This is a genomic window from Bacillus sp. FSL K6-2841 (assembly GCF_037976435.1).
Classification (GTDB): domain Bacteria; phylum Bacillota; class Bacilli; order Bacillales; family Bacillaceae; genus Bacillus; species Bacillus pumilus.
This window is the reverse complement of sequence record NZ_CP150266.1, coordinates 1,572,486-1,586,590: the sequence shown is the minus strand read 5'-3', so window position 1 is coordinate 1,586,590 and position 14,105 is coordinate 1,572,486. Positions and strand designations below refer to the sequence as shown.

The 14,105-nt window shown below is 41.3% G+C and carries 13 protein-coding genes; all 13 read right to left on the bottom strand.

Going from position 1 to position 14,105, the window contains the following annotated elements:
* Window positions 1-3: 3 nt before the first annotated feature.
* Window positions 4-1,404, bottom strand: a complete 1,401-nt coding sequence (hslU, locus tag MHH68_RS07885) for an HslU--HslV peptidase ATPase subunit (protein WP_339165712.1) — start codon at window positions 1,402-1,404, stop codon at window positions 4-6.
* A 16-nt stretch (window positions 1,405-1,420) separates the two neighbouring features.
* Window positions 1,421-1,966 carry an ATP-dependent protease subunit HslV gene (hslV, locus tag MHH68_RS07880; protein WP_003211247.1) on the bottom strand — a complete coding sequence of 182 codons (546 nt, stop codon included), beginning with the start codon at window positions 1,964-1,966 and terminating at the stop codon, window positions 1,421-1,423.
* A 14-nt stretch (window positions 1,967-1,980) separates the two neighbouring features.
* Complete coding sequence (xerC, locus tag MHH68_RS07875; RefSeq protein ID WP_339165711.1) at window positions 1,981-2,898, bottom strand: tyrosine recombinase XerC; 918 nt, start codon at window positions 2,896-2,898, stop codon at window positions 1,981-1,983.
* Window positions 2,899-2,960: 62 nt separating this feature from the next.
* Window positions 2,961-4,265: an FADH(2)-oxidizing methylenetetrahydrofolate--tRNA-(uracil(54)-C(5))-methyltransferase TrmFO gene (gene trmFO, locus MHH68_RS07870; RefSeq protein ID WP_034662383.1), complete on the bottom strand. Its 1,305-nt coding sequence runs from the start codon at window positions 4,263-4,265 to the stop codon at window positions 2,961-2,963.
* 70 nt (window positions 4,266-4,335) lie between these two features.
* Window positions 4,336-6,411, bottom strand: a complete 2,076-nt coding sequence (topA, locus tag MHH68_RS07865; protein WP_058014000.1) for a type I DNA topoisomerase — start codon at window positions 6,409-6,411, stop codon at window positions 4,336-4,338.
* A 193-nt stretch (window positions 6,412-6,604) separates the two neighbouring features.
* Window positions 6,605-7,507 carry a DNA-processing protein DprA gene (dprA, locus tag MHH68_RS07860; protein ID WP_058014001.1) on the bottom strand — a complete coding sequence of 301 codons (903 nt, stop codon included), beginning with the start codon at window positions 7,505-7,507 and terminating at the stop codon, window positions 6,605-6,607.
* A gap of 63 nt (window positions 7,508-7,570) precedes the next feature.
* The gene (gene sucD / locus MHH68_RS07855) at window positions 7,571-8,473 is read right to left on the bottom strand and encodes a succinate--CoA ligase subunit alpha (RefSeq protein WP_003212080.1); all 903 of its coding nucleotides are present in this window, start codon (window positions 8,471-8,473) and stop codon (window positions 7,571-7,573) included.
* Window positions 8,474-8,495: 22 nt separating this feature from the next.
* Complete coding sequence (sucC, locus tag MHH68_RS07850; protein WP_144462060.1) at window positions 8,496-9,656, bottom strand: ADP-forming succinate--CoA ligase subunit beta; 1,161 nt, start codon at window positions 9,654-9,656, stop codon at window positions 8,496-8,498.
* A 166-nt stretch (window positions 9,657-9,822) separates the two neighbouring features.
* Window positions 9,823-10,098, bottom strand: coding sequence for a FlhB-like flagellar biosynthesis protein (locus tag MHH68_RS07845; protein ID WP_003211418.1), 276 nt, complete (start codon window positions 10,096-10,098; stop codon window positions 9,823-9,825).
* Window positions 10,095-11,831 carry a glycosyltransferase gene (locus MHH68_RS07840; protein WP_339165710.1) on the bottom strand — a complete coding sequence of 579 codons (1,737 nt, stop codon included), beginning with the start codon at window positions 11,829-11,831 and terminating at the stop codon, window positions 10,095-10,097. Before MHH68_RS07840 ends, MHH68_RS07845 begins: the two co-directional genes overlap by 4 nt.
* Before the next feature lie 27 nt (window positions 11,832-11,858).
* Window positions 11,859-12,623 (bottom strand): ribonuclease HII, encoded by a 765-nt coding sequence (locus MHH68_RS07835; RefSeq protein ID WP_058014003.1) that lies wholly within the window; start codon window positions 12,621-12,623, stop codon window positions 11,859-11,861.
* Between the two features lie 76 nt (window positions 12,624-12,699).
* Window positions 12,700-13,548: a ribosome biogenesis GTPase YlqF gene (ylqF, locus tag MHH68_RS07830; protein ID WP_044141932.1), complete on the bottom strand. Its 849-nt coding sequence runs from the start codon at window positions 13,546-13,548 to the stop codon at window positions 12,700-12,702.
* A gap of 88 nt (window positions 13,549-13,636) precedes the next feature.
* Window positions 13,637-13,984 (bottom strand): 50S ribosomal protein L19, encoded by a 348-nt coding sequence (rplS, locus tag MHH68_RS07825; RefSeq protein WP_003212364.1) that lies wholly within the window; start codon window positions 13,982-13,984, stop codon window positions 13,637-13,639.
* Window positions 13,985-14,105: the final 121 nt, after the last annotated feature.

Genomic DNA, 14,105 nt, shown 5'->3' with positions numbered 1-14,105 from the left:
TTGTTAAAGTATAAATTGACTTAAATCTTTGTTATTTGCAATCTTTCCTAGCTTCTCTTCTACATACTGAGGGGTAATGGTCACTGTCCCTAGTGTAATATCAGGCGCCTCAAATGAAAGCTCTTCAAGCAGCTTTTCAAGTATGGTATGAAGCCTTCTTGCACCGATGTTATCTGTCTCCTGATTGACATGATAAGCCACTTCGGCAATCTTATGAATAGCATCGTCAGAAAATTCAAGAGATATACCTTCCGTTTCAAGTAAAGCTTTATATTGCTTTAATAATGCATTATCTGGTTCCGTTAAGATTTTCACAAAGTCTTCGATACTTAATTTATCTAATTCTACACGAATTGGGAAGCGTCCTTGAAGCTCTGGAATCAAATCTGATGGTTTTGCCATATGAAATGCACCTGCTGCTACAAAAAGCACATGGTCTGTTTTCACTGCCCCATATTTCGTCATCACAGTTGAACCTTCTACAATCGGTAAAATATCACGTTGAACCCCTTCACGAGAAACATCTGCAGATGATGCACCACCGCTTTTGGCGATTTTGTCGATTTCGTCGATGAAAATAATCCCTTGCTGCTCTGCTTTATAGACAGCTTCTTGACTGACTTCATCCATGTCAATCAGTTTTGAAGCTTCCTCAGCTGTTAACGCCTTTCTTGCTTCTCTGACGGTCAGCTTTCTGCGTTTTTTCTTTTTAGGCATCAGATTGCCAAGCGCATCCTGCATGTTCATGCCCATTTGCTCCATACCCGAGCCCTGAAGCATATCAAACATGGATGGCTGCTGCTCTTCGACTTCGATCGTGACGTAATGATCTTCAAGTTCGCCCATCGCCAGCTGATGAGCGATTCGCTTTCTTGTCGATTCAAGTTCTACTTCTTCACTTGATTGATCTCGATCACGGTCATCTTCATCAGACCCACCAAACAGCATCTCAAAAGGATTTTTCACAGATTGGCTTTTTTTCTTGCCAGGAACAAGTAAATGAACAAGACGTTTATTTGCTTGTTTTTCTGCCTCTTCTTGAACTTCTTTCATCTTTTCTTCTTTGACAATTCTAATCGCTGTCTCAACTAGATCTCTGACCATCGATTCTACATCACGGCCGACGTAACCAACTTCAGTAAACTTCGTCGCTTCCACTTTAATAAAAGGCGCACCAGAAATTTTTGCAATTCTGCGGGCAATCTCTGTTTTCCCCACTCCTGTTGGGCCGATCATTAAGATGTTTTTCGGAACGACTTCATCCTTTAGCTTATCATGTAAAAGGCTTCTTCTGTAACGGTTTCTTAAAGCCACCGCCACTGCTTTTTTCGCATCGAGCTGACCAATAATGTATTGATCAAGCTTTTCAACTATCTCTCTTGGGGTGAACGGCTTTTTCTCCATACGTCTCATGTCCTTTCTATTCAAGCTCTTCTAAAGTGATTTGATCGTTCGTGTAGACACAGATTTCACCGGCGGTTTCTAGAGCAGCCTTTGCAATATCTCTTGCTGTGAGGTGATCACCTGCATGTGTTTTGAGTGCTCTCCCGGCGCTAAGCGCATAATTGCCGCCTGAGCCGATGGCCAAAATACCGTCATCTGGTTCGATGACCTCTCCTGTACCAGAGACAAGCAGGATGCTGTCTTTGTTCATAACGATCAGCATGGCCTCAAGCTGCCTAAGCATCTTGTCACTACGCCATTCTTTTGCTAGTTCTACGGCTGCCCTCTTTAAGTTACCACCATATTCTTCAAGCTTCGTTTCAAACTTTTCAAAGAGTGTAAATGCATCTGCTACTGAACCTGCAAAACCTGCAAGCACTTTACCTCCGAAAAGACGGCGCACTTTTTTTGCCGTGTGTTTCATCACGACAGCCTGCCCGAAAGTGACTTGACCGTCGCCAGCCATCGCACTTTTTCCTTTATGTTGAACGGCAAAGATGGTTGTTGCATGAAATGATGACATGAAAAAACCTCCTTTTAGGATCGTTTAAAAGCCCTTGGGTGATGAGACATGTACGTTTTCCTTAAAGAATCTTTTGATACATGCGTGTACACCTGAGTTGATGATAAATTCGAATGACCAAGAAGTTCTTGAACACTTCTCAAATCTGCTCCCTCATTTAAGAGATGTGTGGCAAAGGTGTGCCTTAACATGTGAGGATGGATATGTAATGTGCCTGACGCCTTTTTCATTAGTTCAGTGAGAATGAATCGAACACCTCTGTCTGTAAGAGGCGCCCCGCGCTGATTCAAAAATACATATGCATCAGCATGATCATTCCCCTTCGCTTTCAGCTTCAGCCTTCCATCCTCTAAATAAGTGATGAGTGCTTCATGAGCATATGAACCAAAAGGAACATACCGCTGCTTGCTGCCTTTCCCCTGAACAAGCACTGTATCCATCGATAAATCAAGATCAGATTCTTTTAATGAACATAACTCACTGACCCTCATACCTGTTGCATAAAGAAGTTCTAAAATCGCTTGGTTTCTCTGCCCAAGCGGTGTGCTGACATCAGAAACTGTAAAAAGCTCTTTCAGTTCCTCTTCATACAAAAATGAAGGAATTCGCTTATCCTGCTTTGGTAAGCTAACGAGTAAAAAAGGATTTTCTTTCACAAGCTGTTCTCTTAATAGAAATTTATAAAAGCTGCGAAGCGCAGAGACTTTCTTACTAATCGTTCTTCTTGTCAGGCCTTTTTCATAAGCTTCTGTTAAATAAATTCTCGTATCTTGATAGGATACCTCTTCAAAACCGTCTATTCCTTGAACGTTCATAAATCTGACAAACTCTTCAATCGCTTCTGTATATCCTGAGATGGTTAAAACAGAATAGTTTTTTTCAATTTGCAGATATTCAATGAATAAGTGGACAAGACGCTGTTTATTCGTCATTTTTACACCTCTTTAAGGCTTTTAAATGGTATCACATATCTTGCTTTCCGTGCAATGTTTTACTACAGAGATTTCGAAATAGTTTGAATAGTTTCGATTGCGCGCTTAGCGTACTCTGCATAACGCTCTTGTTTGTTTTTAATGCGAACACCAAGATCTTTCAACAAGCCAAAATTCGCATTCATTGGCTGGAAGCTTTTCTTGTTTGTCGATGTGATGTAATAAGCCATGCTGCCAATCGCTGTTTCCTCCGGAAGAGTCACAAGCTCTTCTCCTTTGACAAAACGAGCAGCGTTAATACCAGCCACTAGTCCAGAAGCTGCGGACTCGACATAGCCTTCAACGCCTGTCATTTGTCCGGCAAAGAATAGATCTTCTCTATTTTTAAACTGATACGTTGGTTTTAAAAGACTCGGTGAGTTAATGAATGTATTGCGGTGCATCACGCCATAACGAACAATCTCTGCTTCTTCAAGACCTGGAATCAAGCGGAATACTTCTTTTTGGTCGCCCCACTTCAGGTGTGTCTGGAAGCCGACGATGTTATATAAAGTACCTGCTGCATCATCCTGTCTTAATTGAACAACAGCGTAAGGTCTTTTTCCTGTTTTCGGATCTTCAAGTCCTACTGGCTTCATCGGACCAAACAACATCGTTTTCTTTCCTCTTTTCGCCATGACTTCAATTGGCATACAGCCTTCAAAGAAGATTTCTTTTTCGAACTCTTTTAATGGAACTGTTTCAGCAGAAATAAGCGCCTCATAAAAACGATCGAATTCTTCTTCTGTCATTGGACAGTTTAAATAAGCGGCTTCTCCTTTGTCATAGCGTGATTTCAAGTACACCTTATCCATATCAATGCTATCTTTCTCTAGGATAGGTGCCGCTGCATCGTAGAAGTATAGATACTCTTCTCCAGTTAACGATTTTAATTCTTTTGAAAGTGCTTCAGAAGTAAGCGGGCCTGTAGCAATAATTGTTGGGCCTTCTGGAATGCTTTGTACTTCTTCTTGAAAGACTGTCACATTCGGGTGATTTTTTACTCGATCAGTAACGTTTGCTGCAAATTCATGACGATCTACTGCAAGCGCTCCGCCAGCAGGAACTGAGCTTTCATCTGCGGCTGCGATAATCGCTGAATCTAAATGACGCATTTCTTCCTTTAATACACCGACCGCATTTGTCAAAGCGTTGGCACGCAGTGAATTGCTGCATACAAGCTCTGCAAATTTATCTGTGTGGTGAGCTGGCGTTTGTTTGACAGGTCTCATTTCATATAAGTTGACTTTAATTCCGCGTTTAGCAATTTGCCACGCCGCTTCACTTCCAGCTAAACCTGCTCCGATCACATTTACAAATTGACTCATTGTACAACTCTCCTATTTCGTAATTTCTGTTTGATGACACAAAAAAGCAGGTGAACAAGGTTGCTCACCGCTATTTTTGTTGTTCCTCTTTATAATCACAGTTCACACATTGAACTTGCATGCCTTTTTTCAGCTTTTTCTCTACAAGCATATTTTCGCATTTTGGACACTTTCTTTCAATCGGTTTGTCCCAAGAGACGAATTCGCACTCTGGAAAACGATCACAGCCATAAAAAATGCGGCGCTTCTTAGATTTTCGTTCAACAATGTTTCCTTCATGACAAGTTGGGCATTTCACACCAATGTCTTTCACAATTGGTTTTGTGTTACGACAGTCAGGAAAGTTAGAGCAAGCCATGAACTTACCGTATCGACCCATTTTGTACACCATCGGATGTCCGCACTCTTCACAGTCAACTCCGGCGTATTCAGGCTCAATCTCAACTTCTTGCATTTCTGCTTCCGCTTTTTCTACCCGTTTTGCAAAGTCTTGATAGAAGCTGTCGATAATGCGAACCCATTCGATCGTACCTTCTTCAACGCTATCAAGTTCTTTTTCCATTTTCGCAGTGAATTCCACGTTAATGATCTCAGGGAAGAATTCAATGATTAAGTTGAGAACAATTTCCCCAAGCTCTGTTGGGATAAACCGTTTATTATCAAGTGCGACATAGCCGCGCTTTTGAATCGTGTCTAATGTTGGTGCATACGTAGACGGACGTCCTATACCCAGCTCTTCAAGCGTTTTGACAAGTCTTGCCTCAGTATAGCGTGGAGGCGGCTGCGTGAAATGCTGTTCAGGTTCGATATCTTTTGAAAGAACCGTATCACCTTCTTTAAGATCAGGCAGCATTTTGTCCTTTTCTTCTAGCTGGTCGTCTTTCCCTTCTACATATACCTTCATGAATCCAGGGAATTTCACTTTGCTTCCGTTAGCACGGAATGTAAGCCCGTTATTATCAAGGTCCACACTCATTGTATCAAGAACAGCCGGCGCCATTTGGCTTGCGACGAATCGTTCCCAAATCAATTTATACAGACGAAGCTGATCTCGGCTTAAGACATGTTTGACATCTGCTGGTTTTCTCAGCGTAGAAGTCGGCCTAATGGCTTCGTGAGCATCTTGTGCATTTTCATTCTTTTTAGCGGTTCGTTTTGTTGTATTCAAGAAATTCTTACCGTACGTCTGATCAATGAAAGCAGATACTTCTTCAATTGCCGTATTGGAAATACGAGTTGAGTCTGTTCTCATGTATGTAATGAGTCCGACTGTACCTTCTTTACCAAGATCGATTCCTTCATATAATTGCTGTGCAATCATCATCGTCTTTTTCGCACGGAAGTTTAATTTTCTTGCAGCCTCCTGCTGTAAAGTAGATGTTGTAAACGGAACAGCTGGGTTTCGTTTACGCTCTTTTTTCGTCACTTTCTCTACAGAGAATTTGCTCCCTTTTAGTTTCGAAAGGATTTCTTTTACATCTTCTTTTGTTTTCAGTGGATGCTTTTTGCCATTGACGCCAAAGAAGCTCGCTTCGAAGCTTTCTTTTCCTTTTAGGAATGTACCGTCAATTGTCCAGTATTCTTCTGGTTTAAATTCATTGATTTCATTCTCGCGATCAATGATCAGGCGGAGTGCAACTGATTGAACACGACCGGCACTTAAGCCCTTTTTCACTTTCTTCCATAAAATCGGACTAATTTTATACCCAACGAGACGATCTAAGATCCGTCTTGCCTGCTGTGCATCAACTAAATCCATATTGATCATACGTGGATGCTTAAAGGAATCTTTAATAGCATCTTTTGTAATCTCGTTAAAGACAACTCGGCAGTCAGACGAGAGGTCAAGGTCAAGGCTATGCGCTAAATGCCAAGCAATCGCTTCTCCCTCTCTATCGGGGTCAGCTGCGAGATAGACTTTCTTTGCTTTTTTCGCAGCGGTTTTTAATTCTTTTAATACGGGGCCTTTCCCGCGAATCGTAATATACCTCGGTTCGAAATCATGCTCAGTGTCAACACCAAGCTGACTTTTCGGTAAATCTCTTATGTGTCCCATTGAAGCCTTTACTTTATACTTTTTACCTAAATAACGCTCAATCGTTTTCGCCTTGGCTGGCGACTCAACGATGACTAAATAATCAGCCATACTCAAAATCCCCCTTAAGAGGTGTTCTCTCTTTATACATTTCACAATTCATATTTATGTTAATTGCACCTATCTAACAGGCAATCATGAAAAATTCTTTATGATGAACATCATTATAAACACGAAAAACAAAGTGTAAACTTAAATCCTCACTATTATTAAATATTCCTATGTCTTTTGTCAAACGATATTTTTATGAGAGTTCAGTATATTGAACACCGCGGAAGGAGAATTCCTCTAAAATATCCTTCGTTGAATGAACAAGCTTTGCTCCCTGCTGTATAAGTTTGGCTGGACCTGTGGAATTAGGATCAAAGATTGATCCTGCAACCGCAAATACCTCTTTGCCTTGCTCAAGTGCTTGATACGCAGTAATGAGTGAACCGCTCTTTTCTTTGCACTGAATCACGATGGTTCCACTTGTTAGCGCACTAATTAAGCGATTCCTCAAAGGGAAATGCCACTTTTCTGGTTTGACATAAGGCGGATGCTCAGACAAAAGCAAATGATGCTCGCCCATGTATTCAGCCATTTGCACATGTTCCTTTGGGTATAAGTGCTGAAATCCGCCTGCTATAATACCAATCGTTTTCCCTTTATTCCTAATGCATTCTTTATGTGCAATTCCATCAATGCCTTTTGCTAAGCCACTGACAATCGTCCAATCTTCCTTTACAAGCTCACCAACAATTTTCTTCACACATGCTTCTCCATAAGACGATGGAACTCGTGTGCCTACTACACCTAAACTTTTTTCTTCATTTAAATATGATATGTTTCCTTTTAGGAATAACACAGGGGGAGGATCATAAATATGTTTTAGTGTGCTGGGATATAAGGGTGATGTGATGGGAATCATGTGAATGTTTTGCTTTAAATAGGCTTGAACGATGTGTTGAAAAATGGGGAATTCTTTTTCTTCGGCTTGTTTTAAGCGGGTAAAGTCGATTGTTTGTAATGATCGATCCTGTTTAAAATGATGTGTTTCTTCATTTATATATAGCTCAGGATCGACTTTCCACCATTTTGTTAACAAAGAGGGTGAGATGAGGCCTTTTAAGCGGTGAAAAATCATTCTTTCGGACACGTTGTACATACCATTCCTCCTGTTTAAGATAGAAAGAAGAAGACTTGTCAAAGAACAAGTCTTCTTGTGTCATTAATGCGTTTTACAAGCTTCAAAGAGATTCTTCTCTTTTAGTACTTTAATTAATGTTTCTCCCATGACAGATGGTGTCTCTGCCACTTCAATTCCACATTCACGCATTGTTTTTACTTTTTCATCTGCTGTTCCTTTACCACCAGAAATAATGGCACCAGCATGTCCCATGCGTTTTCCTGGAGGCGCCGTTTTACCGCCAATAAAGCCAACAACTGGCTTTGTCATATTTGCTTTTACCCATTCAGCTGCTTCTTCTTCAGCCGTACCGCCGATTTCACCGATCATAATGACAGCATGTGTATCAGGGTCTTCATTGAATGCTTTTAATACATCAATAAAGTTTGTCCCATTGACAGGGTCTCCGCCGATTCCTACAGCTGTCGATTGACCAACGCCAGCTTCTGAAAGCTGATGTACCGCTTCATATGTAAGCGTTCCAGAACGAGAAACAACACCCACATGACCTTTTTTATGAATGTAGCCTGGCATGATCCCAATCTTACATTCTTCAGGTGTAATGACACCTGGACAGTTAGGGCCAACAAGTCTTGTCTTTTTCCCTTCCATATACCGTTTTACTTTGACCATGTCAAGTACTGGAATATGTTCAGTAATACAAATGACTAGATCGACTTCTGCATCAACAGCCTCTAAAATGGCATCTGCTGCAAATGGTGCTGGTACATAGATAACAGAAGCATTTGCTCCAGTTGTTTGAACAGCTTCAGATACTGTATTAAATACAGGAACTCCTTCTACTTCAGTTCCACCTTTTCCAGGTGTGACACCGCCAACAATATTTGTTCCGTACTCAATCATTTGTTTTGTATGGAACAATGCGGTTGAACCGGTAATCCCCTGAACAATTACTCTCGTATTTTTATTAATAAATACACTCATTTAGGTTCCCTGCCTTTCTGCTCTACTTGACTAAAGATACAATCTTTTCTGCCCCGTCAGCCATAGACTCAGCAGAAGTGATATTTAAGCCTGAATCGCTCAGGATTTTCTTCCCTAATTCAACGTTTGTTCCTTCAAGACGTACAACGAGTGGTAATGTTAAGCCAACTTGTTTCGTTGCTTCAACGACACCTTCTGCAATGACATCACATTTCATGATGCCGCCAAAAATGTTAACGAAAATCCCTTTTACATTTTGATCAGATAAGATGATTTTAAATGCTTCCGTTACTTTTTCAGCTGTTGCACCGCCGCCAACATCCAGGAAGTTTGCAGGGTCCCCGCCGTAATGCTTGATGATATCCATTGTAGACATCGCAAGACCTGCACCATTGACCATACAGCCAATATTTCCATCTAGAGAAATGTAGCTCAGATCATATTTAGATGCTTCAATTTCTTTTGGATCCTCTTCATCAAGGTCACGGTATTCTAATATATCTTTTTGTCTATATAAGGCATTGCTATCAAAGTTTAATTTCGCATCAAGCGCCATGACTTTTCCATCGCCTGTTACAACAAGTGGATTAATCTCAGCAATTGAACAATCTTTTTCAATGAATGCATTGTAAAGACTTGTCATAAACTTAACAGCTTGGCCAACTAATTTTGTTGGAATATTAATTTTAAACGCTACTTCTCTCGCCTGATAGCCTTGCAATCCAATCGCTGGGTCGATGACCACTTTGACGATTTTTTCTGGCGTTTTTTCTGCTACTTCTTCAATTTCAGTACCGCCTTCTTCAGAAGCCATCAATACAATTCTTGATGTCGCTCTGTCCAAAACAAGTCCAACGTAGTACTCCTTTTGAATATCGCAGCCTTCTTCAATAAGTAAGCGTTTTATTTCGCGCCCCTCTGGCCCAGTTTGATGTGTGACAAGTGTTTTGCCGAGCAATTCCTCTGCAAACCCCTTCACTTCATCTCTTGTTTTTGCAATTTTTACCCCGCCTGCTTTGCCACGGCCGCCTGCATGAATCTGTGCTTTTACGACATATACAGAGCTTTCTAGCTCTTCTGATGCTTTCACTGCTTCATCAGGTGTAAATGCTACTTTACCATTTGGAACTGAAACCCCATATTTTCTTAGGATTTCTTTTCCTTGGTACTCATGGATATTCATTTCCCATCCTCCCAACATATGTAGAAACAAAAAATATAAAATAGACTGCGCTTTCATTTTAAAGAATAAAAAAGAGAATGTCTAGGGTTCTATGTAAAATCGTAAAATCCTTCTAAACATTCAAACTTTTATTTTATTAAAAATATAAATTTTTCATCCAAATCACTTATTTTTTCATTTTTTGATCTAACCTATAGATAAACGAAAATATTTCTGCTACAGTATCGTATAACGCTTCAGGGATCTCCTCATCCAGTGTTAAATGGCGCATGAGTTCGACTAAATTACGGTCTTCTTGGATAGGAACCCCCGACTTTTTTGCTTCTTCAATAATATGGTCTGCCACATAGCCGCTCCCTGTCGCGACCACTTTTGGCGCCTTTTGTTTTTCTTCATCATAATGTAGAGCGACCGCCCTTCTAAGCGGTTTTGAATCCTTCATACTCGTAAGTCCAGCCCCTTCTCGCTGATTTTATGAAAGTGTTCATCTAGAAAGTGAGACGGATCTACTGGCTCTTGTCTCTTCTTTGCTGTAATTCCCGTGAGGCTGTATCCTAATGCATTTAAATTCTCCCGAACAGCTGGAATCATCGGATTAATGGTTCCTTGAAGTTCATGACCGGTTTCAACTGTAATTGACATGACCTTTTGCTGAATCGTACAGTCGATTAATGTTTCTTCGAGGTTTTCCATGTTTAAGTAAAACATAAGGCGACACTGAGAAATATCAATAGAGCCATCTTTTTTCTTATGTCCTTTTAGAATAAAGGTTAAATCTTGAACACTATGTTTTGAAAAGAGCGGATAAGAGACCATCATTTGGCTGATAGTTTGGTTCTCCTGCTGCACAAATAACTGCCCGTTCAATCTATGAAACAATTGATCGACTTCTTTTTTTACGGACTCTGGTAAATCAGACTGTCTCACATCATTTAAGACGAGCTTTAATTGGTGAAGCTCCTGACTTTTTACATCCTGGTTGCCTTTTTCGAGTAGTTTCAGCATACCGATTTCGTCACGTACACCTATTGCCTTTTTCATCGTCATGAGTAAATCGAGCACGTCGGTTTTATTGCTTAATGCGGGTTCTGTCTGTTGCACGACCTGAGCCAATACTTTTGCTTCTGTTTTTGACAAGAACGGAAATTCTTTTTGAAGCACAGATGCTTTTGCGTCAGGCTGAGATCCAGCCTGCTGAAGTCCTTGCAGTAATGACGTAAGCTGTTTTAAGCTAGGCTCTTGCTGCCCATCTGCACCTTGTTTTATCAAACTTGTTAGTATCCGCTCGATTTGCTGAGGCGGGATTTGCAGCTCTTTTGGACTTGTTGATTGCTGCACGTTAGATTGAAGAACTTGGGTCGTCTGACGCTCTTGAGCTATTGGATTCTGACTATTTTCTTTTGGTTGAGACAGATTGGACTGAGGCGTTACAGGTAGATTTCCTCCTTGTTTCGCCGTCCCTTCTCTCGCTGCTAGAAGGACCGATAAGAGCTTTTCTGCATGGACAGTCGTCTCAGCACCTATGACTGATCGAACGGCTTGTGTAAGGGCCTGTGTGGCGTCTGAGTGCTTCGGGAGCTGTGTTAAGCGTTCTAGCAGTGCTGTCATATCTTGATGAAGAGCAGAGGATGATTTCACGGCTAAAATTGATTGAAGGACTCCTTCTTGGATCGGCAAGTCTTTCTTTAAAGCAAATAGGAGTGACTGGAGACCTTTTTTCACATCAGCTCCTTGAAGCTGTTCGATCCACTTCGCTGCCGTTTTTAACTCTGCTTCATTGATGACGGATTTTTCTTTTAAAAAAGCAGTAGCTGTTAGGATGTTTTCTAGTCCGTTTTTCAGAGAGAGACCTTCTAATAGTTTGGCAGCTGCATCCTTTAATGTTTTAGGGTCTTGTTCAAATTGCTGGACTGGCCTTAGTTTATTGAGGCTGCCTCCACCCTCTTGTTCAAATTGGAACCAATAAAATGCGTCTGCTTTGAGCTGAGCCGCTAGCTGCGCTTTTATTTTTGTTGAGCCTATTTGAACAAGGGCTGTATCATCTCCGAGCATTTTCAGTACTTTACCAAGAATCAGTCGATGCACATTTTCCTTTCCTTCGGTGTTTAATGGCACAGATTCTGCCGTATTCAGCCGGCTATTCAGTGCTGTATGTATGTCCTCAACTCTTGTCATCACAGGCAGCCTCCTTAGGTCAAAAATTTATGATATAACGGATTTCACTGGTGCAAATGATAATCGATGGATTGGGGTAGCTCCATGTGTTTGAATGGCAGCCAAATGCTCTTTTGTTCCGTACCCTTTATGTTTTTCAAATTGATACTCAGGGTACTTACGCCCGTATTCTTCCATCATCTGATCTCTTGTCACCTTTGCAATACATGCACCTGCTGCGATAGACGCACTTTTTGCATCTCCTTTGATGATATTCTCCTGTTGAATAGGAAGCGGGAGCGTCATGGCATCTATGAGTAGATAATCGGGTGTATGAGTTAACTTCTCCACCGCTCTCACCATCGCCAGTCTTGATGCCTCGTAAATATTGATTTCATCAATCGTAGCTGCATCCACAATGCCGATTCCGATATCAAGTGCTTCTTTTTGGATTAGGTCATAATATGCCAATCTTTTTTTCTCAGATAATTGCTTTGAGTCGTTTAAACCGAGCAGGACTGTATCTTCCTTTAATATGACAGCTGCTGCGACAACGGGGCCTGCAAGTGGACCTCTTCCTGCTTCATCTATTCCAGCAATACATGTGTATCCCTGCGCCTTCGCACTGTTTTCAAATTGCAGCATCTCATTCCATGCTGCTTGAAGTTGCTGCTGCTTTTCTCTCTCTTTGCGCCACTTCTCTATCAGTTTTTGGACACTTTTTCTCGTATCATCTTTTACAAGTTCATGAATGTATGACTCGTCTTGCGAATGCTTTTCTATCAGTTCTTTTATTTGTTTCACTGTGTACATCAGCTTTTCGTCAGCCTCCTTCTTTATATCGGCAGTTTTCCGCAAAAAATAAAGACCCGCATGAGCTGCGTGTCTTTTAGCTTTCAGGCTTCTCGAAAGTGAGGGGACCAAATTTTTCTGTTCGAATATCCCGAATAATGATTTCGGTGGTTTTGTCGTAATTAATAAATCCACCGCTCATGAGACAGCCGCGCTTTGTACCTATTGCATCAAACAGCTCAGCCGTATCTTCAGGGATCTCCGTTAGGTCATAGCGTTTTTTTAATCGCTCTGGATAGTTTTCTTCTAGAAAGCGAAGTCCATATACAGCGACATCCTGTAAGTTGATGATAGAATCTTTGATCGCTCCAGTTACCGCTAGCCTGAGTCCTACTTTCTCATCTTCAAACTTCGGCCAGAGGATTCCAGGTGTATCGAGAAGTTCCAATTCTTTCCCTACCTTCACCCATTGCTGTGAGGTGGTAATACCAGGACGGTCTCCTGTTTTGGCAATGTTCTTTTTCGCTAAACGATTGATTAAGGTCGATTTCCCGACGTTTGGAATTCCGATAATGAGCGCCCGGATTGCACGTGGTTTGACACCTTTTGCTTTCATGCGGTCGAATTTTTCTTTTAAGATTTCCTTTGAAGTTGTGATGATCTGATTTAACCCTTGTCCATCGACAGAGTTAATAGCAAGTGACCGAACGCCTTGCTGCTCAAAGTGCGCCTGCCACTCCTTTGTCACACGAGGATCCGCTTTATCTGCTTTGTTTAATAGCATGATTTTGGGTTTATTCTGAAGGATTTCTTCGATCATTGGGTTTCTAGAGGACATCGGAATTCTAGCATCAGTTAATTCAAATACGATGTCGATGAGCTTTAATTTTTCTGTGACTTCACGTCTTGCTTTTGCCATATGGCCTGGAAACCATTGAATCGTCATATGTGCACCTTCTCTTCTATCTATTATCTCTATACATTGTACAAAAAAAGAGCCTGTTACAGGTAACAAGCTCTTTCCTTTGATATCATTATCGTCTGATTTCTTTGATACGAGCCGCTTTACCGCGAAGTTCACGTAGGTAGTAAAGTTTCGCACGACGTACCTTACCGTGACGTACAACTTCGATGTTAGCGATTTTTGGTGTGTGTACAGGGAATGTACGCTCAACGCCTACACCGTAAGAAATCTTACGAACTGTGAAAGTTTCGCTGATTCCACCACCACGACGCTTAATTACAACACCTTCAAAGATCTGGATACGCTCACGAGTACCCTCGACAACTTTAACGTGTACACGTAAAGTGTCACCAGGACGGAACGCAGGAAGATCAGTGCGTAATTGTTCTTTTGTGATTTCTTCAATCAAATGTTGCATCGTTTTCAACTCCTTCCAACAGATGCTCATGTCCTCTTTCTTCATTGCAGCGGAACATCGTTTTCAAACTTGAATCGGCAAGCCGTCCAAGTCACAAGTAGTATCATACCATACCTCTATG

Coding starts and splice junctions, on each gene's coding strand:
- MHH68_RS07840 (WP_339165710.1), bottom strand. CDS start 11,831: ATGACAAGAGTTGAGGACATACATACAGCACTGAATAGCCGGCTGAAT.
- topA (WP_058014000.1), bottom strand. CDS start 6,411: ATGGCTGATTATTTAGTCATCGTTGAGTCGCCAGCCAAGGCGAAAACG.
- MHH68_RS07845 (WP_003211418.1), bottom strand. CDS start 10,098: ATGAAGGATTCAAAACCGCTTAGAAGGGCGGTCGCTCTACATTATGAT.
- sucC (WP_144462060.1), bottom strand. CDS start 9,656: ATGAATATCCATGAGTACCAAGGAAAAGAAATCCTAAGAAAATATGGG.
- hslU (WP_339165712.1), bottom strand. CDS start 1,404: ATGGAGAAAAAGCCGTTCACCCCAAGAGAGATAGTTGAAAAGCTTGAT.
- trmFO (WP_034662383.1), bottom strand. CDS start 4,265: ATGAGTCAATTTGTAAATGTGATCGGAGCAGGTTTAGCTGGAAGTGAA.
- hslV (WP_003211247.1), bottom strand. CDS start 1,966: ATGTCATCATTTCATGCAACAACCATCTTTGCCGTTCAACATAAAGGA.
- dprA (WP_058014001.1), bottom strand. CDS start 7,507: ATGTACAACGTGTCCGAAAGAATGATTTTTCACCGCTTAAAAGGCCTC.
- MHH68_RS07835 (WP_058014003.1), bottom strand. CDS start 12,623: ATGTACACAGTGAAACAAATAAAAGAACTGATAGAAAAGCATTCGCAA.
- sucD (WP_003212080.1), bottom strand. CDS start 8,473: ATGAGTGTATTTATTAATAAAAATACGAGAGTAATTGTTCAGGGGATT.
- xerC (WP_339165711.1), bottom strand. CDS start 2,898: ATGACGAATAAACAGCGTCTTGTCCACTTATTCATTGAATATCTGCAA.
- ylqF (WP_044141932.1), bottom strand. CDS start 13,548: ATGACGATTCAATGGTTTCCAGGCCATATGGCAAAAGCAAGACGTGAA.
- rplS (WP_003212364.1), bottom strand. CDS start 13,984: ATGCAACATTTGATTGAAGAAATCACAAAAGAACAATTACGCACTGAT.